The organism is Paraflavitalea pollutisoli (genome assembly GCF_029360705.1).
Lineage (GTDB): Bacteria > Bacteroidota > Bacteroidia > Chitinophagales > Chitinophagaceae > Paraflavitalea > Paraflavitalea pollutisoli.
Genome location: NZ_JARKMX010000002.1, coordinates 568,068 through 590,780 on the forward strand (window position 1 = coordinate 568,068; position 22,713 = coordinate 590,780).

Sequence of the window (22,713 nt, forward strand, 5' to 3'; positions counted from 1 at the left end):
GGAATCTGCCAGTTAGGGTTGCTTTAACAAAGAGTCGGCCCGGTTCAAGGCCCCGAGGATCTGGTCTTTTACCAAGGTAACTTTCACCTTCTCCGACTCAAGGTATTGCGGGCGCAGGGGTTCGTTGCCTTTGGCAGAATCGTCTTTGTATTCCTCCATCCAGGTATTCATGCCTTTATCGGCCGCCGCGAGGTCGGCTTTCAGGGAGCTCAGTGCCTGCAGGTATTGTTTGTCTTGTTTGGCAACCGGTAGCTTACCGATGCTGTCTTCCCGCTGTTGTAGCTGGCCGATGCATTTACGCAGGCGGCCAATTTTGGCCATGCCTACATCATGTCCTTCCATGACTGCGTGGTGCAGGGAATCTTCTTTGCTGACGGGCGTATCGCCAAAACCATCCTTGCGACCAGCCTCGGTGGGGGCATCGTTGCAGGCTGCCGTCATGATACAGGCGATAGCCACGAATAATCTTATCCTTTTATGCATAATTCTTTGTATTTAATTGTAGGTTGTAGTATAACACAAAAATACGTTGCCTGTTGAATTGAAGCTTTACCCTATTTTAGTATTGCTGCTACGGGACCTACCCGGTACCGGTCGGCAGGTATCTTCATAAATTGTATTGCTATATGACTAAACTGGCGAATTACGTTACGGGCCAATGGATCACCGGCGACGGTGATGGACAGGCTTTGTACCATGCTGTGAATGGCTCATTGATCGGTCATGCTACTACCCAAGGGCTCGACTTCGGCAGTGTGCTCGATTATGGACGCCGCACGGGCGGACCCGCCCTGCGCAAGCTTACTTTTCACGACCGCGGCCGACTACTCAAGGCCCTGGCACTTCACCTGCGCGATCACCTCGACCGGTTTTACCAGATCAGCTACCAGACCGGCGCCACCAAAGCCGATAGCTGGATCGATATCGAGGGAGGCATCGGCAATTTATTCTCGTACGCATCCCTGCGCCGTCAATTTCCCGATGAGCCTTTTTGTATCGATGGTGACAGCATTGGGCTCAGCAAGCAAGGCAGTTTTATCGGGCAACACCTGCTGGTGCCCCGCGAAGGGGTGGCCATCCACATCAATGCCTTCAACTTTCCCGTATGGGGCATGCTGGAAAAGATTGCCGTGAACCTGCTGGCCGGCATGCCGGCGGTCGTGAAGCCAGCGACCGTGACCTCGTTTCTTACCGAAACTGTTGTACGGGAGATCATTGCTTCAGGGATATTACCGGAGGGCTCTTTGCAGTTACTGTGTGGTTCGGCAGGCGACCTGCTCGATCATGTGCAGTCGCAGGATGTCATCACCTTTACCGGTTCTGCCACTACCGGACTGAAACTGAAATCTCACCCCCGGGTATTGGCCGAAAGTGTGCCTTTCAATATGGAAGCCGACTCGTTGAATTGTATTGTATTGGGCGGCGATGTGGAACCCGGCATGCCCGAGTGGGACATTTTTGTGAAAGAAGTGCGTAAAGAAATGACAGCAAAAGCCGGACAAAAATGTACGGCGATCCGTCGCATTTTCGTTCCGGCCGGTAAAATAGAAGACGTTTGGAAAGCCATCGCCAAATCGTTGTCGCAAACCACCATTGGCAACCCGCTGAATGAACAGGTGCGCATGGGATCGCTGGCCGGCCAATCGCAACGCGACGAGGTGCGGGCGCAGGTGCAAAAACTGCTCAGTTCCTCTCAGATCGTTTATGGATCACTGGACAGCGTACAGGTGGTTGATGCGGATGCAGAAAAAGGCGCGTTTATGAGTCCTTTATTGTTGCTTAACGAGAACCCTTTTGCGGATACAACTGTTCATGAGGTAGAAGCCTTTGGTCCGGTTAGCACCATTATGCCGTATCAATCACTGGAAGAAGCTACGCAGCTTGCCAGGATGGGCAAGGGATCGCTGGTCTGTTCCATCGTAACGGCCGATACCACAATAGCGCGTCATTTTGTATTGGGGGCAGCTTCTCATCATGGCCGCATTCTTGTATTGAACAATGAATGCGCCAAAGAAAGCACCGGCCATGGATCTCCGCTGCCGATGCTGGTGCATGGAGGTCCCGGACGTGCCGGAGGCGGTGAAGAAATGGGCGGTGTTCGTGGTGTAAAACATTATATGCAGCGGGTGGCTGTTCAGGGTTCGCCTTCGATGATCACGGCGATCACGAATGTGTACCAGGCAGGAGCAGCCGTACATGAAGATGAAAAACATCCATTCCGCAAATACTTTGAAGAGCTGTCGATCGGTGATGCCGTGATCACGCACAAACGAACGGTTACGGAAGCGGATATCGTGAACTTTGCCAATGTGAGCTGGGATCATTTCTACGCCCACACCGATCACACATCGCTGGAGGGTACCATCTTTGAAAAACCAGTGGCCCATGGCTACTTCATTCTGAGTGCAGCGGCGGGTTTGTTTGTCGATGCGAAGAAGGGACCGGTATTGCTGAACTATGGACTGGAAGAGTGCCGCTTTTTGAAACCTGTGTATGCTGGCACTACCATCGGCGTGAAACTGACCTGTAAGCAAAAGACGGTACAGGAGAAGAAAGAAGCCAGCGATGTAAAAAAAGGCATCGTAAAATGGCTGGTAGAGGTCAGCGATCAAACCGGTGAAGCGGTGGCCGTAGCGACTATTCTGACAATGGTGAAACTAAAATTTCAATAACGTTAATACTTAGCATATGATCCAAGAAGTGAAAAATGGCTACGTAAAGACTGAAACTCATAATGGGGTAACGACGATCGAGTTCTTTCACCCCCAAAGCAATTCATTGCCCCATCGCATATTGGAAGAGCTGCACCATGCCATTCATGGTGCGGGCAACGAACGCGATACCCGTGTGGTCGTATTGCGCTCCTCGGGTAACGGGGCTTTTTGTGCCGGCGCCTCTTTTGAAGAACTGACGGCCATCAGCACCCAAGAGCAGGGGCTACATTTTTTCAACGGCTTTGCGCAGGTAATCAATGCCATGCGTAAATGTCCCAAGATGATCATCGCCCGTATACATGGTAAATGTGTGGGAGGCGGTGTCGGACTGGCAGCAGCGGCCGATTATGCCATTGCGGTAGAAGGAGCCGATGTAAAACTCAGTGAGCTGGCCATCGGTATCGGTCCTTTTGTAGTAGGACCCGCGGTGGAACGGCGGATCGGGGCGGCAGCTTTTGGACATCTCGCCATCGACGCCGCGATGTGGCGCAGTGCAGACTGGGCCAAACGCAAGAGCCTGTACGCCGAGCTTCACACCGGTGTAACGGAAATGGATGAAAGCATCGACCGCTTGTCGCACTCATTAGCACATGCCAGCCCGGAAGCCATGCATGAGCTGAAACAGGTGTTGTGGAAAGGAACGGAACACTGGGATCAATTGCTGCAGGAGCGGGCAGCAATCAGTGGCAAACTCGTATTGAGTACCTTCAGCAAAAATGCCATTGCGGCGATCAAGAAGAAAAAATAAGCTCAGGCGCGAGCTATGGGTTTGAATAAAAGAAAACAGGGTGTACCGATGGTACACCCTGTTTTCTTTTAGATATTTAAACCACCGCAGGTGCTGATGACCTGGCCAGTGATGTAAGAGCTAAGGTCGGAAGCGAGGAAGAGGGTGGTATCGGCTACTTCTTCTGCCTTACCAAAACGTCCTAAAGGAATTTTCTCGAGGAAAGCCTTGGAAGCATCGCCGTCTTTCAGGTAATGGGTCATATCCGTTTCGATGAAGCCGGGCGCGATGGCATTGCAACGAATGTTGCGACTACCCAGTTCGTGGGCTACCGACTTGGTGAAACCGATGATGCCTGCTTTGGAGGCGGCATAGCTGCTTTGACCAGCATTACCCCGGATACCGATGATCGAACTCATGTTGATAATAGAGCCTTTACGTGCCTTCATCATGGGGCGGATCACCTGCTTCGTCATATTGTATACGCTGTTCAGGTTTACATTGATCACATCATCCCACTGATCGGGGCTTAAGCGCAACAGAAGATTGTCTTTAGAGATACCGGCGTTGTTGACACATACATCGATGGCGCCAAATTCTTTTACGACATCATTCACAAACGCTTCGCTGGCGGCAAAATCTGCGGCATTGCTCTGGTAAGCTTTTGCCTTTACACCCAACGCTTCTATTTTTTGTTGTAAGGTATTCGCTTTTTCTGCACTGCTGTCGCTCACAAAGGTGAAGGCGATATTGGCTCCATGCTCAGCCAATTTTAGGGCAATGGCCTCCCCGATTCCCCGGGCAGCACCTGTAACGATGGCCACTTTGTTCTCCAGTAATTTCATATTGGTTTTAAATTAAGGCCCGAATGTATTGAAAACATCGAATTTCAACAATTTAAGTATGCCGGGAAGCCATTACAGGAGGGCAAAGACGGTCAGGAAGAGAACGAATTTATAGAGCACGTACACGATAAAGGTTTGTACGACGATCAAGACCAGTAATAGCAATAGACTGATCGGCCACGGAAACTGGTAGAACCGGGTAATGGCCCGGAAACTGAACAACAGGATCACGGCATACACGAGTATCGTAAGGACCAGGTCGGCCATACTCCCGGCTCCTCCCAACACAAAATGCAGTGCATTAAGCAAAGCCGGAAAGACCAGGAAGTTCAACAGGATAAAAAAGGAGTTGAGCTCCGTGGCAAAAACGAGGTTATCATAATACCAGGGTCGCTTGCGGTAACCCAATAGCCATAGGGGAAGCGCGGTAAGTGGTATGATGATAAACAGCAGCAGCTTGGACGTGGTAGCCGATTTCTTCGCGAATGTATCCGATAATATCTGCTTCGTCACTTCGGGGTGTGATTGCAGGTAACGTTCTACCCGGCTGGTAGCATAACCGCCATAGGTGCCATTCTGCCCCATATGCCCCGACAGTGGCATGTTGAGGCCTGAAAAAGCCGGAAACAACAAGTAAATGACGACCAGCATCAGAAAAAAAGAAAGCGGCCGGAAGTAGGGACGCCGTACGCCGCGGCAGAAGTCGAATGAAAGTTTACCGGGCCGGGTAAGAATAGTCTTCAGGGTGGTGAAGAACTTACCGTCGAAATGGGTGATGAAATGGAAGGCTTCTTCAAAGAAATGACCAATGTATCGGTCGTGATCGTGCAGTACTTTTTCGCCGCAGCGATTGCAGTAGTTGCCTGTGAACACCTGTCCACAGTTGACGCATGATACGTTGGATACCTTCACCGATGTTTACAAATTGGCGATCGTTAATATTTCTTCGAGGTATTTACGCTCGTTGCTGAGGCGGGGCACTTTGTGTTGACCACCCAACTTGCCTTTGCTTTTCAGCCAGGTATTGAAGATACCTTTTTTCAATGACCTAAGCAATGGCAGGCGGAGGGCGATGTCTTTATGTCTTTTGGCTTCGTAGTCGCTGTTGATGCTTTTGAGTGCGGCATCGAGCGATTCGGTAAACGCGTGAAGATCGACCGGTTCTTTTTCAAACTCTACGAGCCATTCATGGGCCCCATTGCCGTTGTCGCTGAAGTAGACCGGGGCTGCAGTATAATCGTTGACGATGGCTCCTGTATGCTCGCAGGCGATGGCCATGGCCTTGTCTGTATTATCCTGGATCACTTCTTCACCAAAAGCATTGATATAGTGCTTGAGGCGGCCACTGACCTTGATCCTGAAAGGCGACAGGGAGGTAAACTGTATCGTATCCCCTACCAGGTAGCGCCACAGACCACCATTGGTACTGATGACCAATGCATAGTTCTTCCCTAATTCCACTTCACTAAGGCCAATGGTTTGCGGATGGGGCTTGCCATATTCTTCTATGGGCATAAACTCCATGAACACGCCGTGGTCTACAAACAGCAGCATCCCTTCTTCACCGGGAATGTCCTGTGCCGCAAAGAAACCTTCGCTGGCATTGTACATTTCGAGGTAATGGATCGGCTTGCCGATCAGTTTCTGAAACTGCTCGCGGTAAGGCGTAAAAGATACACCACCGTGCATATACAATTCGAGGTGTGGCCACACTTCGGCCATGGTGCTTTTGCCGGTGATCTCGAGGATGCGCCGGAACAGTACCAGCGTCCAGGTAGGTACACCCGATATGGAGGTTACATTTTCCTTGATGGTGCTTTGCGCCAGCATTTCGATCTTACTTTCCCACTCATCCATGAGGGCAATGCTCAGGTCGGGCACCCGCAGCCAATGCCCCCAGAAAGGAGAATTCTGCAGCAGCACGGCGCTCAGGTCGCCATATTGTGCTTCCTGGTTGAGGGGATTGATGGTATGGCTACCGCCCAGCACCAGCCCCTTGCCGGTCAACAGATCTGATTCGGGATAGAACTGGTAATAAAAGGTCAGCACGTCTTTGGCGGCCTTGTAATGGCATTCTTCCAGACTTTCGTCGCTGACGGGTATGAACTTGCTTTTATCGCTCGTGGTGCCGCTGCTCTTGGCAAACCAGTATATGGGTGTATTCCAAACCACATTCTGCTCGCCTTCCATGGTACGCTGGATATACGGCTTGATATCATCGTACTCGTGTATAGGTACCGTTTGCTTGAATGACCGGATATTGAAAAGGGAGGCAAAATCGTACTTGCGTCCGAATTCGGTATTCTGGGCAGACGTCACGAGGTCTTGTAATACCTCACGCTGCGCATCAACGGGGTTGTTTTTCCACGCTTCGATGCGCCACAGTCGCATGCGGGCCAAAGATGATATGGCAGGCGATAATAGTTTCACCATCGGCAAAATAAAGAAAAGTAATGAGAGAATCAGGAGCAGCCGGTTGAGCAGCCTGATTTATCACAGTTTTTTAATAGCGGAATTACTCTACGCCGTCAATCTCACGGAGATCCGACAGGCTGGCCTGTCCTTTCATCGCTTCTTCGTGCAGGTAATCCTTCCGCTTCAATTCAAAATTGCGGCCAAGGTACAGGCGGCGTACCTGCTCGTTCTCGGCCAGCTCTTCGGCTGTGCCGTGTTTGAAGATCTTTCCATCGATGAGGAGGTAGGCCCGGTCGCAGATGGAGAGGGTTTCATTAACGTTGTGATCGGTAATCAGTATACCAATATTTCTGTATTTGAGGCGGGCAACGACTGTCTGAATGTCCTCTACCGCAATGGGGTCAACGCCAGCAAAAGGTTCGTCGAGGAGGATAAATTTGGGATCTACTGCCAGTGCGCGGGCAATTTCTGTACGGCGGCGCTCGCCACCACTGAGGCTATCACCATTGTTCTTGCGAACGTGGTGCAGGCGAAACTCGTCGAGCAACGCTTCGAGCTTTTCCCGCTGCTGCGCCTTTTTCAGCTTGGTCATCTCTAGTACCGCCATGATATTCTCTTCTACCGTCAGCTTGCGGAATACGGATGCTTCCTGCGGCAGGTAGCCGATGCCGAGCTGGGCTCTTTTGTACATGGGCAAGCGGGTGATCTCGGTGGTATCGAGGAATACCTGTCCCTCATCGGGCTTGATGAGGCCTACAACCTGGTAAAAAGTGGTGGTTTTGCCGGCCCCATTGGGTCCCAGCAAACCAACGATCTCTCCCTGCTTTACACTCACGGAAACATGGTTTACCACGGTACGGTTGCGGTAGATCTTGACGAGGTCGCGGGTATGAATTTCACTGATCACTTGCTGTAGCTTTAAGGACAAAAATACCGGAACTAATCGATTTGCCATGCCTGCACGGCTCTATTCGCCGCAAAATAATGTTAAACAGTCTGTATGGCAAGTATTTGCCATACGGGATTCCTTGTTTATGTTTGCACGCTGTTCAATAAAGGCCGTTTGACAGGTCAAATACCCGACAAGCGCGCGAATTGTTGAAAAATACGCAGTTATAACAATTATTCATGAAAGTTATCGACCATATCCGGCAGGCCAGCAAGCCGTTGATCTCTTTTGAGATCTTACCTCCCTTGAAAGGAAAGACCATCAATTCGATCTTCGATCACCTGGACCCGCTTATGGAGTTCAAGCCCTCCTTTGTCAACGTTACCTATCACCGCAGTGAGCATGTGTTCAAAAAGAAAGCGGATGGCACTTTTGACAAAGTGGAAGTAAGAAAACGTCCCGGCACCGTAGGTATCTGCGCCGCCATTATGAACCATTACCGGGTAGATGCCGTTCCACACCTGATCTGCGGCGGGTTCAACAAGCGCGAAACCGAAGATGCTCTCATCGACCTGAACTTTATCGGGGTTGACAATGTGCTGGTATTACGCGGTGATGCAGCTAAAAATGAGGCTACTTTTGAACCAGAACCGGGTGGCAACCGCTACGCCCTCGACCTGCTCAAACAGGTGATCAATCTCAACAATGGTATTTACCTCGAAGAAGATATCCGGGATGGCTTCCGTACCAAATTCTGTATTGGTGTGGCTGGCTACCCCGAAAAGCACTTCGAAGCGCCTAACCTGCAAAACGACCTGTCGTACCTTAAAGCCAAGGTGGAAGCCGGCGCCGAGTATGTTGTGACGCAGATGTTCTTCGACAACCAGAAATATTTTGATTTCGTCAAGCGCTGCCGCGAAGAAGGGATCGACATTCCCATTATTCCAGGCCTGAAGCCAATTACGAATAAGAAGCAGCTGAGTGTGATACCACGCACCTTCCACGTAGATATTCCTACCGACCTGAGCAATGAGGTCATGAAGGCCAAGACGGATGCCGACGTAGAGCAGATCGGTACCGAATGGCTGTTACAGCAATCCAGAGAATTGCAGGCGGCCAACGTGCCCGTGCTGCATTATTATACCCTGGGAAAGCCCAAGGTGATCTGGAATGTCGTAAAAGAGATCGTATAAGTTTTCAACAAAGAGATATAACAAGAAGGCCCGTGCGATCTGCACGGGCCTTCTTGTTTATTTCGGCAGGCTTTTGACCACCTGTTCATTGATCTTTACCGGATATTTCTTCTTCAATTCGGCAATCCATTTTTCTTCCAGCGCCGTCTGGTAATCGTTGATCACAAAGCCACGCGCGTCGGCGAAATTGCGTGGAGAGCGATCACGGTATACTTTGATGATGTAAGCAAAGGTTACACTGTTGTCGGTTTCATTCTTCACGGACGCGGTGATCAATCCTGGTTGGAAATTGGTTCGCTCCGCCACGGGGATCTGCCCCAGTTCGAAGCGGCCCGAATCGGCCTGGATGGCCATCTCACTTTCGTCGCGTACTTTTTTCCAGCTATCCGGATTGGCATCCAGCTTCTTTTTGGCAGCCTCTGCGGCAGCCTCGTTGACGGCCGTAAAGATGACAGCATCGGCACTGGCTTCCCACCAATAACTGCTCTTGTGGGCATCGTAGTACTGCTGCAGACCTACACTATCAGCCGCCGCTTTGTTCCAGATACGCTGTTGCATGATCTCGAACAACAGGTTGCCTTCTTTGAATTCATTGAGCTGCCAGGCGAAATCTTTATTATAGGTTTCCAGGTGCTCCCGGTAATAATCGAGCGCAGCGGTCTCCACATATTGATCATACAACTGGGTCTGCGTTTTACCAGCCCGCAATCCTTCCAGTTCACGGATCGATTCGAGGTAGGTGCGCCAATCTTTTACCCGGAAAGTTTGTTTGCCGATGGTAAACATCGGCGTAGTGAGGTTGAGCCCCGCCGGCACCACGCCTTCTTTGTGGTTGAGCACATTGCTGGTAAACTGGCTTAACAGCTTTTCATTGACCGGCAGCTTTTTATACCCCGTGGCTTGTAGTATTTTTTGGTTCAACGCTTTTCGCGCCACCAGCATCCGATCACTCTGCAATACCTGCTGTTTCATCTCTTCCTGGTAGCCCTTGTCCTGGGCGTCGGCGGGAATGTTCAGGTGTTGGATACGTTTGATGATATGATAGCCATATTCCGTCAGCACGGGTCTGGAGATTTCGCCATCCTTTTCCAGGGAGAAAGCCGCAGCTTCGAATGCCGGGGTATAGCGACCAACGCCAAAGGCCATCATTTCGCCACCGGTACTATAGGTAAGGTTATCATTGCTGTAGGCTGTCACCAGCTGACCAAAGTCAGCGCCCTTTTGCAGGGCCTGGTAGAGAGAGTCTGCCCGACGCCCCAGGGCCTGCCTTTGTGCGTCGGTCACTTCGGGCGGGAAGGCCAGCAGGATCTGGGCTGCTCTTAGTTTGCCATATGCTTTTCGTTCTTCTATGACCTTAAAAAGGTGATACCCTGTTTTGCTCCGCAAGGGGGCCGTGAATTTCCCTAACGGCGTATTGTACACCAGGTTCTCCATTTCGTAAGGCAGCACGAATACGGTGATGAATCCGAGATCGCCTTTATTGAGTTGAACGCCGGGGTCTTCAGAATAAGCCAGGGCTGTTTTACTAAAATCATCTCCTGCCTGCAGGCGTGCATAGGCTGCTTTGATCTTCTTACTGGCTTCCTGGTCTTTTTGTGCGCTCACATTGATATCGGCCGCTACAAAGATGTGCGCGATATGGAGGTCTTTTGCACTGCGACGAATGGCTTCGTCGCGCAATACCTGTACACTGGCTTCATCGTTGAGATAACTTTCCACCACCTGGCTTCTAAATACGGCCAGTTCAGACTTCTGTGTATCCAAGGTATCGAGGCGTGCATCGAGTGCAGCCTGCACTTTGATCTTGAAACGGGTATATAGATCCAGGTATTCGCGGTAAGCTTGTTCGGAACTGGCAGCTTCGGCGTTGTTCTTACTGAAGGCTTTCAGGAACTCTTCTTTCGACACCGACTTTGCACCGTAGGTAAAAAGGGTTTGTGCCTGGGCTGTCGTCAAGCTGGTGGCGCAGACCGCTGCCACCACAATTTTTCGCAGGAAAGTCATAAGCTGATCAGTTGGATTTTGCGGTTTTTAGTTTAAGGTTTATTACTTCATCCAATTGCTGGTAGGTAAGTTTTTTGGCCATGATCCTTTTGTCTTTGTCCAGCAGGTAAATGACGGGCGTCTGATAGATATCATACAACTGCCGGAAACCGGGCTTGCCGGCATCGGATTCTGCTTTTTGCTGGGCTGCCGTTTGGTAAACGTGCATCCAATTCTTCAACCCTTTTTCACGAATGAACTGCGTCCACAGTTCTTTGCCACCATCCACCATCACACCGTATAGTTTTATACCAAGGTTTTTCCATTTGGCATTGTAGATCGAATCGACCTTGGGCACCACCTCCTTACAATGGCTACAAGTAGGATCCCAGAATACCACCACCACCATATCGCTTTTCACATTGTACAGTGGGAGGGGCTTATCGAGCGTATCGACCATGATCAGGTTGGCAGCGGGCTGACCGATCAGGTTGGCCATCAGGCTATAAGCCCGCTTGGTCATGTGCTCTTTGTATTGTTCGGTAAAGAAGTCGGCCTGTCCGGTATTGATGTATTTTTCAAAGAGGTGTACAAAAACGGCATCCTGCCCCATATACTCGGGATTGATGTATTTCTGCACGAAGTGTACCAGCAGGTATTTGTACATCTCCTTATTGCTGCGGGAAAAGAGCAGCATATGGTCTACTTCTTTTTTGATCGAATCGGGATTGGGTGATACCAGGTCTTTGTAATATTTGTCGAGCTTGAGCTCAAAGAAGGGTGTTCTGATTAATCGTTCATCGGTAAACTCTACCCCATCCCAGAAATGCTCTTTGTAATAATTGAAGGCATAAACAGTATCATATTTGCCTTTGGGATGTTTTGCAGCCGGGGGCACTACCGGTTCTTTCATGGCCAACAGGAGGGCCGAAAGAATGGCATCGGGGTGCTGTTTGATCAGACTATCGCGATGAAACTGCATTTTATCGGTCATTGTTTTCAGCCTGGCCTTCACGGCCGCTGAATCTTTGCCGTTGGCGACACCCGCCAGTTGTCCCGTAGCCTGCGCAATAGCCTGACCAGCCGTATTGGCAAATTTGGTATAACCCTGGAAAGAGGTATTATCAGCTGAGCCTGTAAATACCACCCCCGTCGGCAGGGTGGCACTATCGGCCTTGATGGAGAAGTTTTGTTGTTTGTCGATGAGCAGTTCGAACAGGATCTCCTTTCGCGGAGATACCACAAAGTAGATCCCGCCGGGCAGGGCCTCTTTGCCTTTGAATACGCCGGCACTGTTCTCATCGAGCAGTGCAGAATCGGCCAATGCTTTCATTTTCCCATAGTGGTAGCCCAGGTAAACATAGGTGTTCTTGTACGGCTTCAGCGTGATATTGATGTTATAGCCTGTTTGCGATTGGGCCAACAGGGCCATCAGGAGCAGGCAGAGCACAGAAATGGTTTTCTTCATGATCTGGAACGCAAAATTTACTCAAAATAAAGGCAAAACTTGTTAATTCAAGGTTATGGCACGGGTTAATCCGGAATACCCTATTAGAACGAATATCGATACGGGATAGTCTGCAACAGGAGGGATCGTACAGAAAAGGGAGATGGCCAGGCTGGCCCTGCGGGGGGGAAAAAACAGGCGGGCACGCGGGAGCCCGCCTGACAGAATTAATTATTGGGCTTCATCAACTCGGCATTGATGGTAACACTTACTTCTTTTCCTACTACGAGACCACCAGCTTCTGTAGCGCGGTCCCATTTCAGGTTGTAGTCGAAGCGGTTGATCACGGTATGCGCCACAAAACCGGCTCTCGCACCCCGTTGACCGTTGGTAGCTCCACCGTAGGTAACATCGAAGCTGACGGCTTTGGTGATGTCTTTGACGGTCATATTTCCTTCCAGCTTGTATTTGTTGCCACCCAATGGTTTAAAAGCTGTGCTCTCAAACTTGATCTGGGGGTATTTTTCAGCGTCGAAGAAATCAGCACTCTTCAAATGCTTGTCGCGGTTCTCATTGAAGGTATTGATAGAACCCGTTTCGATGGTGAAGGTGATTTTTGCGTCGGAATAATCGGGTTTGGTGTTCTCGAAAGTACCGTCAAAACCGGTAAATGCTCCATCCATTTGCGATACTACATTGTGGGTAATGGTAAAACGCACGTTGGAGTGTGACTTGTCGAGCTTCCACTGGTCGGCCCACAGTGGTGGGGTGGCAGTGGAGGAGGTACCAGGTAATACAGGAGCAGAGCGAAAGGCTTGCAGGGCGATGGCTGACGACGCCACTACGGCAGTGGCAAGGATAAATTTCTTCATGATTGCAGGTTGTTTTAATGTTCGAACGCTAATAAAGATAGTTATTATAACAGTCTGTCGTGAAGTACGCAGAAAATAAGCTGGAGGTTGATGGGAGGGCGGCTTTTTTTACCCAAAACCATTGATTTACCGTCATATAGGGAATAATTAAAATCAAACGCTTGCATCAACCGGGGTTTATTATTAGTTTGCGCCCTAATTCGGAAAATGAAGAGCCATTAAATGCACCTGGTTGGGGGCCTTCCCGGCAACAATGGCCCGCCTAATAGCCTGACACCCACAGTATAATTGTCTGATATTCTCCCTTCCGTCCCAATGCCCTTGAAATTCCCATTGCCATATCGATAACTTAACTCAAACTCGTATTGGGCTTATTGTATCTGTATAAACCAAAAAATGAAAGTTTCAACCAACATGCATCCATTCAACAAGCTGTCGATCGTAGTTCCCGCTTACAATGAAGGACGTACCATTCACCTCATTCTGAACCGGATCAAGGAAGTCAAGCTGATCAACAACATCGAGAAAGAGATCATCATCGTCAATGACTTCTCGAAAGACAATACCGAAGAGGCCATTCTGCAGTACAAGGCAGCCAATCCAGACATGAACATCCAGTACTTCAAGCATGAAGTAAACCAGGGTAAGGGTGCTGCCCTGCATACAGGTATTGCGAAGGCGACCGGCGACTATACCGTCATCCAGGACGCTGACCTTGAGTATGACCCTGAAGAGTTCAACGACCTCATTAAGCCCGTGCTGCGCGGTTCTGCCGACGTGGTTTTCGGATCCCGTTTCCTCGGTGGCAACGCTCACCGCATCCTGTTCTTCTGGCACTCGATAGGCAACAAGATGCTGACAATGGCCTCCAACATGTTCACCAACCTGAACCTGACCGATATGGAGACCTGCTACAAATTGTTCCGTACAGATATCATTCAGGGCATTCAACTGAAAGAAAAGCGGTTTGGTTTCGAGCCGGAAGTAACGGCCAAGGTATCGCGCGTAAAGGACGTCCGTATCTATGAAGTAGGTATCTCCTACTATGGCCGGACCTATGCCGAGGGTAAAAAGATCAACATGAAAGACGCTTTCAGAGCCTTATATTGTATTATAAAATACAATATCTTCAGTCGATGACAGCTACTGACCGCTTCCATGAATCCGATCCAACTGGTTTTATAACACTTGAACGCTTTGCAGCAGCTACCCGCTTTAACCGGTGGATGTTTAATACCATCCGTCCGTACTGCAAAGGTCATGTGCTGGAAGTGGGCAGCGGTATCGGCAATATCTCTGAGTTATTCCTGGAACACGGCTTTTCGCTAACGGCCAGCGACCTTCGGGATACGTATTGTGAATACCTGAGAAAGCGGCTGGGGCAGCTGCCCGGATTGAAGGATGTCATATCTGTCGATCTGGAAGCCCCCTATATTACCACGCAATGTCCACAGCTGCTGGGCCAGTTCGATACGGTAGTAGCGCTCAACGTCATCGAGCATATCGAAAACGATGGGCTGGCGCTGGCCAATTGCTGGCAACTGCTGAAACCCGGTGGCAACCTGGTGATGCTCGTGCCCGCCTACCAGGCCTTGTACAACAAGTTTGATGAAGAGCTGGGCCACTTCAGGCGTTACTCAGCCAGGACTCAACGCCTGCTGCTGCGGCAGTCCGGTTATGAAGTCGCTCATCAGCAGTATTTCAACCTGGCAGGTATTTTCGGCTGGATGGTAAACGGTCAACTGCTGAAGAAAAGGCTGATACCCCGTAAGCAGTTGATGTTGTTCGATAAATTGATGCCTGTAATCAGGCTGGCTGATATATTGTCGTTCCGCGCCTTTGGTCTGTCAACGATCGCCATCGGACGCAAACCCCTTTAAACAATCCTTTGTATGGTTCAACCTACTTACGCTCCGCTCAACACAACGGTATCCAATTTGTTCCGGCTGGCGATGCTGGGCATGGCCCTGGTGTACCTGGTAAGCTGCTTTACCCCCCTGCACATTCACTTCGACAGTATTCGCTATTATAATATAAAAGATTGTATCGAGTTTGGTTGCGACCCCAACTCCTTTGCTGCCACCGACTACCTGCCCTATGGGTATACGGGCTTGCTCATCGCTTTGTCGAAGCTGGGCATCCTGAATGCCTTCATGATCACCTTCGTCAATTGCCTATACCTGTTCGCTGGTCTTTACCTGGTATACAAGATCTTTGCCGGCCAGGTGCATCCTTTCCTGTTTGCCGTACTGGCCTTGTTCAACTGGACGGTGATCAAATTTGTAACGCACCCCCTGTCGGAAATGCAGTACATATTTGTTTCCAGTGTCAGTTTGTTCTGCTTCTTCCAGTTTACCAGGAAGAAGAGCTGGCTTTACCTCTTACTCGCCTTTGTATTTGCTATCCTGACCGTATTGACACGAACCATCGGCGTAGCGCTGATGCCCGCCCTGGTACTGGGCATCGCGTACGAATACCGGAATGAGTTGAAGCGTGTGGTGCAAAAGCATAAACTGATGTTGTTGGTCATTGTCGTATTGGGTATCGCCGGCGCCGTGTTTTCTGCCAGTAAACTCAAGATCACCGACTACAGCGGTCTGCTGAAGGAAGCTTTCGACAAAGGAGCTGGTCATTTCTTTGCTGAAAACCTGAGCAACCACTTCTCCGAACTGACAGAGGTATTTTTCAATATGCCCGCCAGTAAACTGATGGGCTTTTTACCCGGCAAACTGGGACCAGCCTTGTTTATCACCCTGGGCGTAGCGCTGCTCGGATGGATCATGTACAACCTGTTTAAGAAGAACAGTAAGATCCCTTTTTACATCCGGATGTACCTGTTGTTTTACTCGATCATTCTCCTCAACTGGCCCTATTATGACCCCCGTTTTTGGGTTCCTGTATTGCCTTTGCTGGTGGTGGTAGTACTGCAAACACCTTTTAACAGCCGCTCCTGGCTGAAAGGTGTTAGCCGCCTGTACCTGGGTGTATACCTGGCCCTGGGCCTGTTTGCTGCTGCTTATTCTTTGTATATAGGATTGGATAAGAATCGCTTTGCCCAGAAGCAGGCCAGTGGTGTCTACCGCAATGAGTATGAGACCGAATTCTTTGGCAAGCCACAAAACGACACAGCCACACATATCGACCAGGATGTATTGAAGATCCTGAAGAAATACAATTAAGCGCCTACTTTTCAACTCCTGATAAAAAGGATGATCCGGACGGGTCATCCTTTTTTGTTTTGCCTGCACCGGTGTAATTTGCCAACCTCAGGCAATAATGGTGGCAAAAGGGCCATGGCTGATATCGGGTGAGACCTTTGTAACACCACTTCGGCATGTTTCTGTATTTTTGGTCTATGAAACTTAGCCATTTGTCCGAAACGCTCATCGGTTCGGAAATCGTAAAACTCGGCGGCGAGATCCGCGAGAAGATTAGCCAGGGTGAAAAGATCTACAATTTTACGGTAGGGGACTTCGATCCATCGATCTTTCCCATACCCCAGGCCCTTGAAGATGAAATTGTTGCAGCCTATCGAAATCATTTTACCAATTACCCGCTGGGAGATGGCAATACCGACCTACGCCAGGCTATCGCCGCTTTTCTGAAGCACCGCGAAAACCTCGAGTACAGCATTGCCGAGATCCTGGTGGCCTCCGGCGGCCGCCCCCTGATCTACTCCTTATTCCGCGCCATTTGCGATGCAGGTGATAAAGTAATCTACGCCGTCCCCTCCTGGAACAACAATCACTATACCCATTTTGTGGGGGCAGAACATGTTGTGGTAGAAGCAACGCCCGAAAATAACTTTATGCCCCGGGTAGACAGCATTCGGCCACACCTGAAAGGCGCTTCGTTACTGGCACTTTGTTCGCCACAAAACCCCACGGGTACCACCTTTACCAAAGAGGACCTCGAAGCGATCTGTGATATGGTGATTGCCGAAAATGCGACCCGCGGTGAGGGCGAAAAGAAGCTGTATGTGATGTATGATCAGATGTACTGGCAGCTGACCTTTGGAAACATTCGTCACTACGATCCGGTGAACCTGCGTCCGGCCATGCGCGACTATACCGTTTATATCGATGCTATCAGTAAGGTGTTTGCTGCCACTGGCGTAAGGGTAGGCTGGGCATTTGGTCCCAAACTGATCATGGACAAGATGAAAGCAATCCTCAGCCACGTAGGTGCCTGGGCTCCCAATCCCGAGCAAAAGGCCGTGGCGAAGTACCTTTATATGAATGACGACATCGATGCCTACCTGTCGACATTCAAAACGGCTGTGGAAGCCCGTCTGCGCGGCATTTACGATGGACTGCAGCAGTTGAAATCCGAAGGCTTTTCGGTAGATGCCATCACACCGCAAGCCGCTATTTACCTGACGATCAAGATCGACCTGGCCGGCATGCAAACCGCCGAGGGTGTGGTACTGAAAGACCAGGCAGCGGTAACGGCCTACCTGTTGAATGAGGCCAAACTGGCCATCGTTCCTTTTTATGCGTTTGGCGCCCCAAAGAGTTCACCCTGGTATAGGTTGAGTGTAGGTACTTGCAAAGTAGAAGAGATCCCGGCTATGATCGGACAGTTGAAGCTGGCGCTGCAAAAGCTCGTGTAACCATCCGGCAATCCGACCGCTTTTGAGCGGTTTACATTATAACGCTACCCGGTCAAGACAGCAAGCTGAACACCGGTAGCCACAAAAAAAGACGACTACAAGAGTCGTCTTTTTCTATTTACAGCAAAAAGTACTTAGTTTTTATTACAGATGAAAACGAATGATCGCAACTCCGGCAGATTTATGATCTGCTGAATCTTCTCAGCCTTGCGAATGATCTTATACTTGTTAAGATCAAACACTTCGTGCGCTGCACAGAAGTTATCCATGGTCTCGAAGTAGACCAGTAACTCGTTGAGCTGGGCAAGCTCATTCTCCATAGCATCCTTATCAAGACCTTCGTCTTTCATCAGGACAAGCAAATCGCGATTGGGCGTTTTCATTATCTATCAGGATATTAATAACCTACGAATCCCTTGTTGAGCCCGCAACCACACTTTTTGGATGATCCACCTGCGCCACGTCCGGAAGCACAAGCTGTCATTAACACGCTCAAAACCAGGGCCACCAAAACCAATTGATATTTAATCTTCTTCATACCGTTCTTTACTAAATTAAACTATTTTACACACAAAATTATTATTTAACACTGGTGGTATCGGTAAATTTTAACAGTTCTACGCGTAAACCCTTAGTACTGATTTGCCCGCTCGATTGGGGACTAGGGCACACCACCCGCTGCATTCCCATCATCCATTATCTCCATCAACTTGGCTGCGAAGTTCTTATCGGTTGTAACTCAATACAAAAGGAATTATTATGGAAAGAGTTCGGTGATACTGTCGCGTATACTCGCCTACAGGGATACGATATCCGCTATGGAAAGAGCAAGCGCCATACCATTGCGCGTATTATGCAGCAGAGCGCCAAAATTTTGATCCGCATCAAGGCTGAAAAACGGTGGTTGGACACCCTTTTCACACAATACCCTATAGATCTGGTCATTTCAGACAACCGGTATGGATTGTATACCAACGCTGTACCCGCTGTTTTTATCACCCATCAACTGCGCATCAAAACTGGCCTTGGGCACATAGCTGACAACTGGCTGCAGAAATGGAATTACCGGCTTATCCGGCGTTTTGCCGCCTGCTGGATTCCCGACGAACCCGGAACCACTTCGCTGGCCGGAGAGTTGTCGCACCCCAAACGGCAACCACCGATACCGGTAAGCTACCTTGGCCCCCTGACCCGCTTTACGAATTGCCCGTCGGCGCCGGAGGGTTACCTGTTGATCATCCTGTCTGGCCCCGAGCCGCAACGTAGCTTGTTTGAACAGTTACTAATCGAACAACTGACAGACTATAAAGGAGATGTTGTCTTAATAAGAGGCCTGCCCCAGTCAACCGCCCTGCCCGTGGTGCCAGCCAATTGCCAGGTACTGAACCATGCACCAGCCAATCAGTTGCAACAACTGATTGGCGAAGCCGGTCTCGTCATCAGTCGTTGTGGCTACACCTCCGTCATGGACCTGCTGGTTTCGCAAAAAAAGACCGTATTGGTGCCCACACCTGGCCAGTCCGAACAGGAATACCTGGCTACGCACCTCCATAGCCAGGGTTGGTCATGTACCGTACCCCAACAGCAGTTTCAGTTGCACAGTGTATTGGAAATGGCTTCCCGGTTCAACTATCGGTTTCCCGCGCTTGACCACCAACAGTTCAGGCCGGTGGTAGCGAATATGATCGCGTCGCTACCGCAAAGAACACGATCCTAACACCAGGTACATCAACTGCCCCATCGGCAAGACTGCCTTTATCATAGTTGGTTCTCGCCAGCATCGCTCCGACTATGCTTTTACAAAAAAAACGCGTACCGGCGATCAGCTCACCGGTACGCGCTTCAATATCTATCAAGGACATCCCGGATCAAGCCGGATAGATCCTTCTATTTTACTGTTTGATCACCTTGTGGGTCTCCGTCTTCAGGTCGCTACGAACCCGGATGAAATATACACCAGCCGGTAAATGAACCGTTGGAATATTGGCTTCCGTAACGCCAGATGGATACAGGGCGGTGGTACCGGATAATTTTCTGCCGTTATGGTCCACCAATTCCAGGGTGATCCGTTGTGCCCTGGTCGTATTGATGAAGGCAGTCAGTTGTGTGGTAAACGGATTGGCCCCCAACATAAGCAGCTGGGCGTTGCCTTCCCGGTTGAGGATTGTTTTGGTACCCAGTATGGCCTTTCTGCCGTCTATATCTGTTTGCGACAACCGGTAGTAGCTCAACTGCGCCAGCGGCTTCACATCGATATACTGGTAATCGTGCTCCATTGCATCCTTCGTCGCCGCGGGAATATTAGCGATGGCGGTATAGCGGCCATCTGCACCTGCACGCTCGATGGTAAATGACGCGTTGCCAACTTCCTGGAAGGTCGTCCAGTTTAATTGTACGTGCTGGTCGACCAGTTTCGCCATAAATTGCTTTAAGTGCAGCGGAAGTGTGGTCCGGGCATTCTGGGCAAACCAGTTCAACATATTGGGCCCACCGGCATGGGTAAACTCCTGGCTATACAGCGCATACCAGGTAAGATGCGGAAAGGGGCGGCAATACATGACCTCATCCTTTTCCAGCCAGGGCCAATGGGGCAACGGGTTGGGTGTTTGGCCGAGGCGAGAGTACCGAATGTTTTGAGCTCCGGCAGCCAGCAGATTGGCATTCCAGGTATCCGGCCATCCTACCACGCAAGGGTTGTCGGATTCGCAATGTACCATCCATACGGGCAGTCCGCCCGCGGCGATGTTGGCAGGCCCATTGGGGGCAAAGCTGGGGTTCCAGCACAGTGAACTGAGGGCAATACCAGCCAGGCGCTGCGCACGCGCCACGCTACTGGAGGCGTAGTCCATAACCAAATTAGCGCCACTGCTCATGCCTGTCATATAAATGCGGGTAGGGTCAACCCGGTAGTTGGCTACAGCATAGTCAATAAAAGCTTCCATATTACCACCATATCCCGTTTCGGAATAGGAGGTATACTGTGGCATCAGCACAAGGATCTGCTGGGCCACGCCATTGATGGTCATTGAGCCGGGGAAACTGCCGTCCTGGATACGTCCCGGCAGGGAAGAAGGTTGATCGGAAATGAGTTTGCAAAGATCCGTGGCAGATCCGCTGCCTCCAGCCTGCGATCCATGATAATAAATAATGAGCGGATACTTTTGGATAGTGTTGGTGCTGTAGTCTGTCGGCATCATGCGGTAATATCCTTTGATGAAGCCGCCGGCAACCCACTGGGCGGGGGCGAGTGACACGGGCTCTAATCTGTTAAGGGTTGCAGGACATTGTGCCTGGCTGAGCCGGGCAATACTAAATAACACAAAAAAGCACAGTGCTTTTTGCAAGCAGGCGGGTAGCCGTGTAGGCATAGACATAGATTTTAGCAGTAAATAATGACGGCTATCAAAGATGGTGGATTGGCAATATAGCCTTCAAAGGAAGATGGAAAAGTTGTGGCGGTAAGCCGGTAACTGCCTTCAAAAGGGTGGAGGATTGATATACGATGTAAAGCTATGCAAAAACCTTACCCGGTTGCCTATAACGTAAACGACTTGGGATAGTCGAAGAACCAGAAGGTTTTGGCCGCCTCCCGGAATTGCGCCCAGTGGGCCGTATCGACCTGTACTCCAAAGATAGCACAGGTAGGCATGTCATCAATCCTCACTTCTGTGAGCATATTGACAAATTCGGTGATGCCTGGGTTATGAGAAAATAACGCGATCGTATCGGCCTTGTCAGGCGCCTGGCTGATGGCGTCAAAAAACTGCTGTGGAGCTGCATGATACAACTCGCGCACCAGGATGACCGAATCTTTATCGACCTTGAATTCTTCTGCAAATAAAGTAGCTGTTTTGCGGGCTCTTTTGGCCGTGCTGGATATGAAAGCATCGATGGTGATGGAGCGGGCTATCAGCCGTTGGGCCATCTGAGGAGCATCACGCTTGCCACGGTCGTTGAGCGGCCGTTCAAAATCTGGCTGGCCGGGATCGTCCCAACTGCTTTTGGCGTGACGGATTATCAGGATATGCTTCATAAAAAAATTTAAGGGGGAATACTCCCCCTTAAAGTACTTAATAAGTTTCAATCAAAGGAATCAGACAATAATAAACAGGCCTGTTTTAGTGGTGGTTCCCCATAGGAAGCTAAACGGTCGGCATTAATTATTTAGCAAAATCTTTGCCAGAAGTGGGTATTTTTCGCGCAAAAAACCAATTTCCGCCATTTTTTTTTGCTTTTTCCGCCGCTTCACCAATATGGCGTTCCCGGGGATCAGCGCAGCGCAGGAGTCGGCAGCGTGCCTAAACCACCCGCTTGCATATCACAGTCCGCTGGCATTGATGTAGTTGATCAATGACGCAGTATTCTTCACCTTGAGTTTTTTAAGAATATTGTGGCGGTGTACTTCCACCGTTTTGATGGCGATATTTAATTTGGTAGCGATCTCCTTAGAGGAAAGCCCGTCGCGAATAAGGTTGATCACTTCGATCTCGCGTTCGGATAACTGATTGAGGCCCGGCGTGTTCTCATCATCACCCAGCATCTGCACCGAGATGATGTTCTTCACCTCCTGGCATATATAGATCTGACCACTGAATACTTCGTTGATGGCATCCAGCATTTCCTGGCGGGGTGAGTTTTTCGTCACATACCCGCGGGCGCCTAGGCGCAGCATTTTTTTGGCGTAAGATGGCTGGGAGTGCATGGACACCGCGATCACTTTGGACCCGGGTGACAGCTTACGGATCATTTTGAGGATATCGAACCCATTGAGGGGCGCCATATTGATGTCCAGGAGGATGATATTGGGGCGTTTGTCACGCGCCAGTTCAATGGCCTGCTGACCGTCGCCCACTTCTGCTATTACTTCAAAGCTCTCATTCCGGCTCAGGAGGAAGGACCAGGTTTCACGAATAAGCGTATGATCGTCAACAATCATGATCGTAATTCTGCTCATAAGACATTCTTTTTACAATGGTATAATTGAGTAAGCTAGTGCACACGATGACCGGGAGATAG

General features: G+C 50.0%; 21 protein-coding genes. 8 read left to right on the plus strand and 13 right to left on the minus strand.

The window, feature by feature from the left end:
* Positions 1 to 12 precede the first annotated feature (12 nt).
* Complete coding sequence (locus P2W70_RS07075; RefSeq protein ID WP_276480738.1) at positions 13 to 483, minus strand: hypothetical protein; 471 nt, start codon at positions 481 to 483, stop codon at positions 13 to 15.
* Positions 484 to 626: 143 nt separating this feature from the next.
* Here P2W70_RS07075 and paaZ point away from each other — a divergent pair, with 143 nt between their 5' ends.
* Together paaZ and P2W70_RS07085 are read left to right on the plus strand one after the other, a co-directional pair.
* Positions 627 to 2,672, plus strand: coding sequence for a phenylacetic acid degradation bifunctional protein PaaZ (gene paaZ / locus P2W70_RS07080; RefSeq protein ID WP_276480739.1), 2,046 nt, complete (start codon positions 627 to 629; stop codon positions 2,670 to 2,672).
* A gap of 16 nt (positions 2,673 to 2,688) precedes the next feature.
* Positions 2,689 to 3,462 (plus strand): enoyl-CoA hydratase/isomerase family protein, encoded by a 774-nt coding sequence (locus P2W70_RS07085; protein WP_276480740.1) that lies wholly within the window; start codon positions 2,689 to 2,691, stop codon positions 3,460 to 3,462.
* Positions 3,463 to 3,530: 68 nt separating this feature from the next.
* Here the strand turns inward: P2W70_RS07085 and fabG are convergent, their stop codons facing one another.
* The 4 genes from fabG to lptB form a co-directional block, all read right to left on the minus strand.
* Positions 3,531 to 4,286 (minus strand): 3-oxoacyl-[acyl-carrier-protein] reductase, encoded by a 756-nt coding sequence (gene fabG / locus P2W70_RS07090; RefSeq protein WP_276480741.1) that lies wholly within the window; start codon positions 4,284 to 4,286, stop codon positions 3,531 to 3,533.
* Positions 4,287 to 4,358: 72 nt separating this feature from the next.
* Positions 4,359 to 5,159: a DUF3667 domain-containing protein gene (locus P2W70_RS07095; protein WP_276480742.1), complete on the minus strand. Its 801-nt coding sequence runs from the start codon at positions 5,157 to 5,159 to the stop codon at positions 4,359 to 4,361.
* 45 nt (positions 5,160 to 5,204) lie between these two features.
* Entirely contained in the window at positions 5,205 to 6,719 is a 1,515-nt protein-coding gene (locus tag P2W70_RS07100; RefSeq protein ID WP_276480743.1) for a GH3 auxin-responsive promoter family protein, read from the minus strand.
* Between the two features lie 82 nt (positions 6,720 to 6,801).
* Positions 6,802 to 7,656, minus strand: coding sequence for an LPS export ABC transporter ATP-binding protein (gene lptB, locus P2W70_RS07105; protein ID WP_338119814.1), 855 nt, complete (start codon positions 7,654 to 7,656; stop codon positions 6,802 to 6,804).
* 173 nt (positions 7,657 to 7,829) lie between these two features.
* On the opposite strand from lptB, the gene metF reads away from it, so the two are divergent.
* On the plus strand, positions 7,830 to 8,783 hold the full coding sequence (gene metF / locus P2W70_RS07110) for a methylenetetrahydrofolate reductase [NAD(P)H] (RefSeq protein WP_276480744.1): 954 nt from the start codon (positions 7,830 to 7,832) through the stop codon (positions 8,781 to 8,783).
* 57 nt (positions 8,784 to 8,840) lie between these two features.
* Here metF and P2W70_RS07115 read toward each other — a convergent pair whose 3' ends face one another.
* The 3 genes from P2W70_RS07115 to P2W70_RS07125 form a co-directional block, all read right to left on the minus strand.
* The gene (locus P2W70_RS07115; protein ID WP_276480745.1) at positions 8,841 to 10,787 is read right to left on the minus strand and encodes a peptidylprolyl isomerase; all 1,947 of its coding nucleotides are present in this window, start codon (positions 10,785 to 10,787) and stop codon (positions 8,841 to 8,843) included.
* A 7-nt stretch (positions 10,788 to 10,794) separates the two neighbouring features.
* Entirely contained in the window at positions 10,795 to 12,234 is a 1,440-nt protein-coding gene (locus tag P2W70_RS07120) for a DUF5106 domain-containing protein (protein WP_276480746.1), read from the minus strand.
* A gap of 206 nt (positions 12,235 to 12,440) precedes the next feature.
* Entirely contained in the window at positions 12,441 to 13,085 is a 645-nt protein-coding gene (locus P2W70_RS07125) for a YceI family protein (RefSeq protein WP_276480747.1), read from the minus strand.
* A 396-nt stretch (positions 13,086 to 13,481) separates the two neighbouring features.
* Between P2W70_RS07125 and P2W70_RS07130 the strand changes: the two genes are divergently transcribed.
* The 4 genes from P2W70_RS07130 to P2W70_RS07145 all read left to right on the plus strand — a co-directional run bounded on the left by P2W70_RS07130 (position 13,482) and on the right by P2W70_RS07145 (position 17,697).
* Positions 13,482 to 14,225, plus strand: a complete 744-nt coding sequence (locus tag P2W70_RS07130; protein WP_276480748.1) for a glycosyltransferase family 2 protein — start codon at positions 13,482 to 13,484, stop codon at positions 14,223 to 14,225.
* Positions 14,222 to 14,965, plus strand: coding sequence for a class I SAM-dependent methyltransferase (locus tag P2W70_RS07135; protein ID WP_276480749.1), 744 nt, complete (start codon positions 14,222 to 14,224; stop codon positions 14,963 to 14,965). Before P2W70_RS07130 ends, P2W70_RS07135 begins: the two co-directional genes overlap by 4 nt.
* Positions 14,966 to 14,977: 12 nt before the next feature.
* Positions 14,978 to 16,264 carry a hypothetical protein gene (locus tag P2W70_RS07140; protein ID WP_276480750.1) on the plus strand — a complete coding sequence of 429 codons (1,287 nt, stop codon included), beginning with the start codon at positions 14,978 to 14,980 and terminating at the stop codon, positions 16,262 to 16,264.
* Positions 16,265 to 16,440: 176 nt separating this feature from the next.
* Positions 16,441 to 17,697 carry a pyridoxal phosphate-dependent aminotransferase gene (locus P2W70_RS07145; protein WP_276480751.1) on the plus strand — a complete coding sequence of 419 codons (1,257 nt, stop codon included), beginning with the start codon at positions 16,441 to 16,443 and terminating at the stop codon, positions 17,695 to 17,697.
* Between the two features lie 134 nt (positions 17,698 to 17,831).
* Here the strand turns inward: P2W70_RS07145 and P2W70_RS07150 are convergent, their stop codons facing one another.
* Together P2W70_RS07150 and P2W70_RS07155 are read right to left on the minus strand one after the other, a co-directional pair.
* On the minus strand, positions 17,832 to 18,059 hold the full coding sequence (locus P2W70_RS07150) for a hypothetical protein (RefSeq protein WP_276480752.1): 228 nt from the start codon (positions 18,057 to 18,059) through the stop codon (positions 17,832 to 17,834).
* Between the two features lie 35 nt (positions 18,060 to 18,094).
* Positions 18,095 to 18,235: a hypothetical protein gene (locus tag P2W70_RS07155; protein WP_276480753.1), complete on the minus strand. Its 141-nt coding sequence runs from the start codon at positions 18,233 to 18,235 to the stop codon at positions 18,095 to 18,097.
* A gap of 315 nt (positions 18,236 to 18,550) precedes the next feature.
* Between P2W70_RS07155 and P2W70_RS07160 the strand changes: the two genes are divergently transcribed.
* Entirely contained in the window at positions 18,551 to 19,414 is an 864-nt protein-coding gene (locus tag P2W70_RS07160; protein ID WP_276480754.1) for a glycosyltransferase, read from the plus strand.
* A gap of 175 nt (positions 19,415 to 19,589) precedes the next feature.
* Here the strand turns inward: P2W70_RS07160 and P2W70_RS07165 are convergent, their stop codons facing one another.
* The 3 genes from P2W70_RS07165 to P2W70_RS07175 all read right to left on the minus strand — a co-directional run bounded on the left by P2W70_RS07165 (position 19,590) and on the right by P2W70_RS07175 (position 22,651).
* On the minus strand, positions 19,590 to 21,065 hold the full coding sequence (locus tag P2W70_RS07165) for a T9SS type A sorting domain-containing protein (RefSeq protein WP_276480755.1): 1,476 nt from the start codon (positions 21,063 to 21,065) through the stop codon (positions 19,590 to 19,592).
* Positions 21,066 to 21,232: 167 nt separating this feature from the next.
* Complete coding sequence (locus tag P2W70_RS07170; RefSeq protein WP_276480756.1) at positions 21,233 to 21,730, minus strand: SixA phosphatase family protein; 498 nt, start codon at positions 21,728 to 21,730, stop codon at positions 21,233 to 21,235.
* Between the two features lie 285 nt (positions 21,731 to 22,015).
* Positions 22,016 to 22,651, minus strand: a complete 636-nt coding sequence (locus P2W70_RS07175) for a response regulator (RefSeq protein WP_276480757.1) — start codon at positions 22,649 to 22,651, stop codon at positions 22,016 to 22,018.
* Positions 22,652 to 22,713: the final 62 nt, after the last annotated feature.

Excerpts from the sequence above, each read along its gene's own strand:
- P2W70_RS07145 (WP_276480751.1), top strand. The coding sequence starts at position 16,441 with ATGAAACTTAGCCATTTGTCCGAAACGCTCATCGGTTCGGAAATCGTA.
- P2W70_RS07130 (WP_276480748.1), top strand. The coding sequence starts at position 13,482 with ATGAAAGTTTCAACCAACATGCATCCATTCAACAAGCTGTCGATCGTA.
- P2W70_RS07140 (WP_276480750.1), top strand. The coding sequence starts at position 14,978 with ATGGTTCAACCTACTTACGCTCCGCTCAACACAACGGTATCCAATTTG.
- metF (WP_276480744.1), top strand. The coding sequence starts at position 7,830 with ATGAAAGTTATCGACCATATCCGGCAGGCCAGCAAGCCGTTGATCTCT.
- P2W70_RS07100 (WP_276480743.1), bottom strand. The coding sequence starts at position 6,719 with ATGGTGAAACTATTATCGCCTGCCATATCATCTTTGGCCCGCATGCGA.
- fabG (WP_276480741.1), bottom strand. The coding sequence starts at position 4,286 with ATGAAATTACTGGAGAACAAAGTGGCCATCGTTACAGGTGCTGCCCGG.
- P2W70_RS07085 (WP_276480740.1), top strand. The coding sequence starts at position 2,689 with ATGATCCAAGAAGTGAAAAATGGCTACGTAAAGACTGAAACTCATAAT.
- lptB (WP_338119814.1), bottom strand. The coding sequence starts at position 7,656 with ATGGCAAATCGATTAGTTCCGGTATTTTTGTCCTTAAAGCTACAGCAA.
- P2W70_RS07165 (WP_276480755.1), bottom strand. The coding sequence starts at position 21,065 with ATGCCTACACGGCTACCCGCCTGCTTGCAAAAAGCACTGTGCTTTTTT.
- P2W70_RS07170 (WP_276480756.1), bottom strand. The coding sequence starts at position 21,730 with ATGAAGCATATCCTGATAATCCGTCACGCCAAAAGCAGTTGGGACGAT.
- P2W70_RS07155 (WP_276480753.1), bottom strand. The coding sequence starts at position 18,235 with ATGAAGAAGATTAAATATCAATTGGTTTTGGTGGCCCTGGTTTTGAGC.
- P2W70_RS07135 (WP_276480749.1), top strand. The coding sequence starts at position 14,222 with ATGACAGCTACTGACCGCTTCCATGAATCCGATCCAACTGGTTTTATA.
- P2W70_RS07075 (WP_276480738.1), bottom strand. The coding sequence starts at position 483 with ATGCATAAAAGGATAAGATTATTCGTGGCTATCGCCTGTATCATGACG.
- P2W70_RS07125 (WP_276480747.1), bottom strand. The coding sequence starts at position 13,085 with ATGAAGAAATTTATCCTTGCCACTGCCGTAGTGGCGTCGTCAGCCATC.
- paaZ (WP_276480739.1), top strand. The coding sequence starts at position 627 with ATGACTAAACTGGCGAATTACGTTACGGGCCAATGGATCACCGGCGAC.
- P2W70_RS07115 (WP_276480745.1), bottom strand. The coding sequence starts at position 10,787 with ATGACTTTCCTGCGAAAAATTGTGGTGGCAGCGGTCTGCGCCACCAGC.
- P2W70_RS07120 (WP_276480746.1), bottom strand. The coding sequence starts at position 12,234 with ATGAAGAAAACCATTTCTGTGCTCTGCCTGCTCCTGATGGCCCTGTTG.
- P2W70_RS07175 (WP_276480757.1), bottom strand. The coding sequence starts at position 22,651 with ATGAGCAGAATTACGATCATGATTGTTGACGATCATACGCTTATTCGT.
- P2W70_RS07160 (WP_276480754.1), top strand. The coding sequence starts at position 18,551 with ATGCAGCAGAGCGCCAAAATTTTGATCCGCATCAAGGCTGAAAAACGG.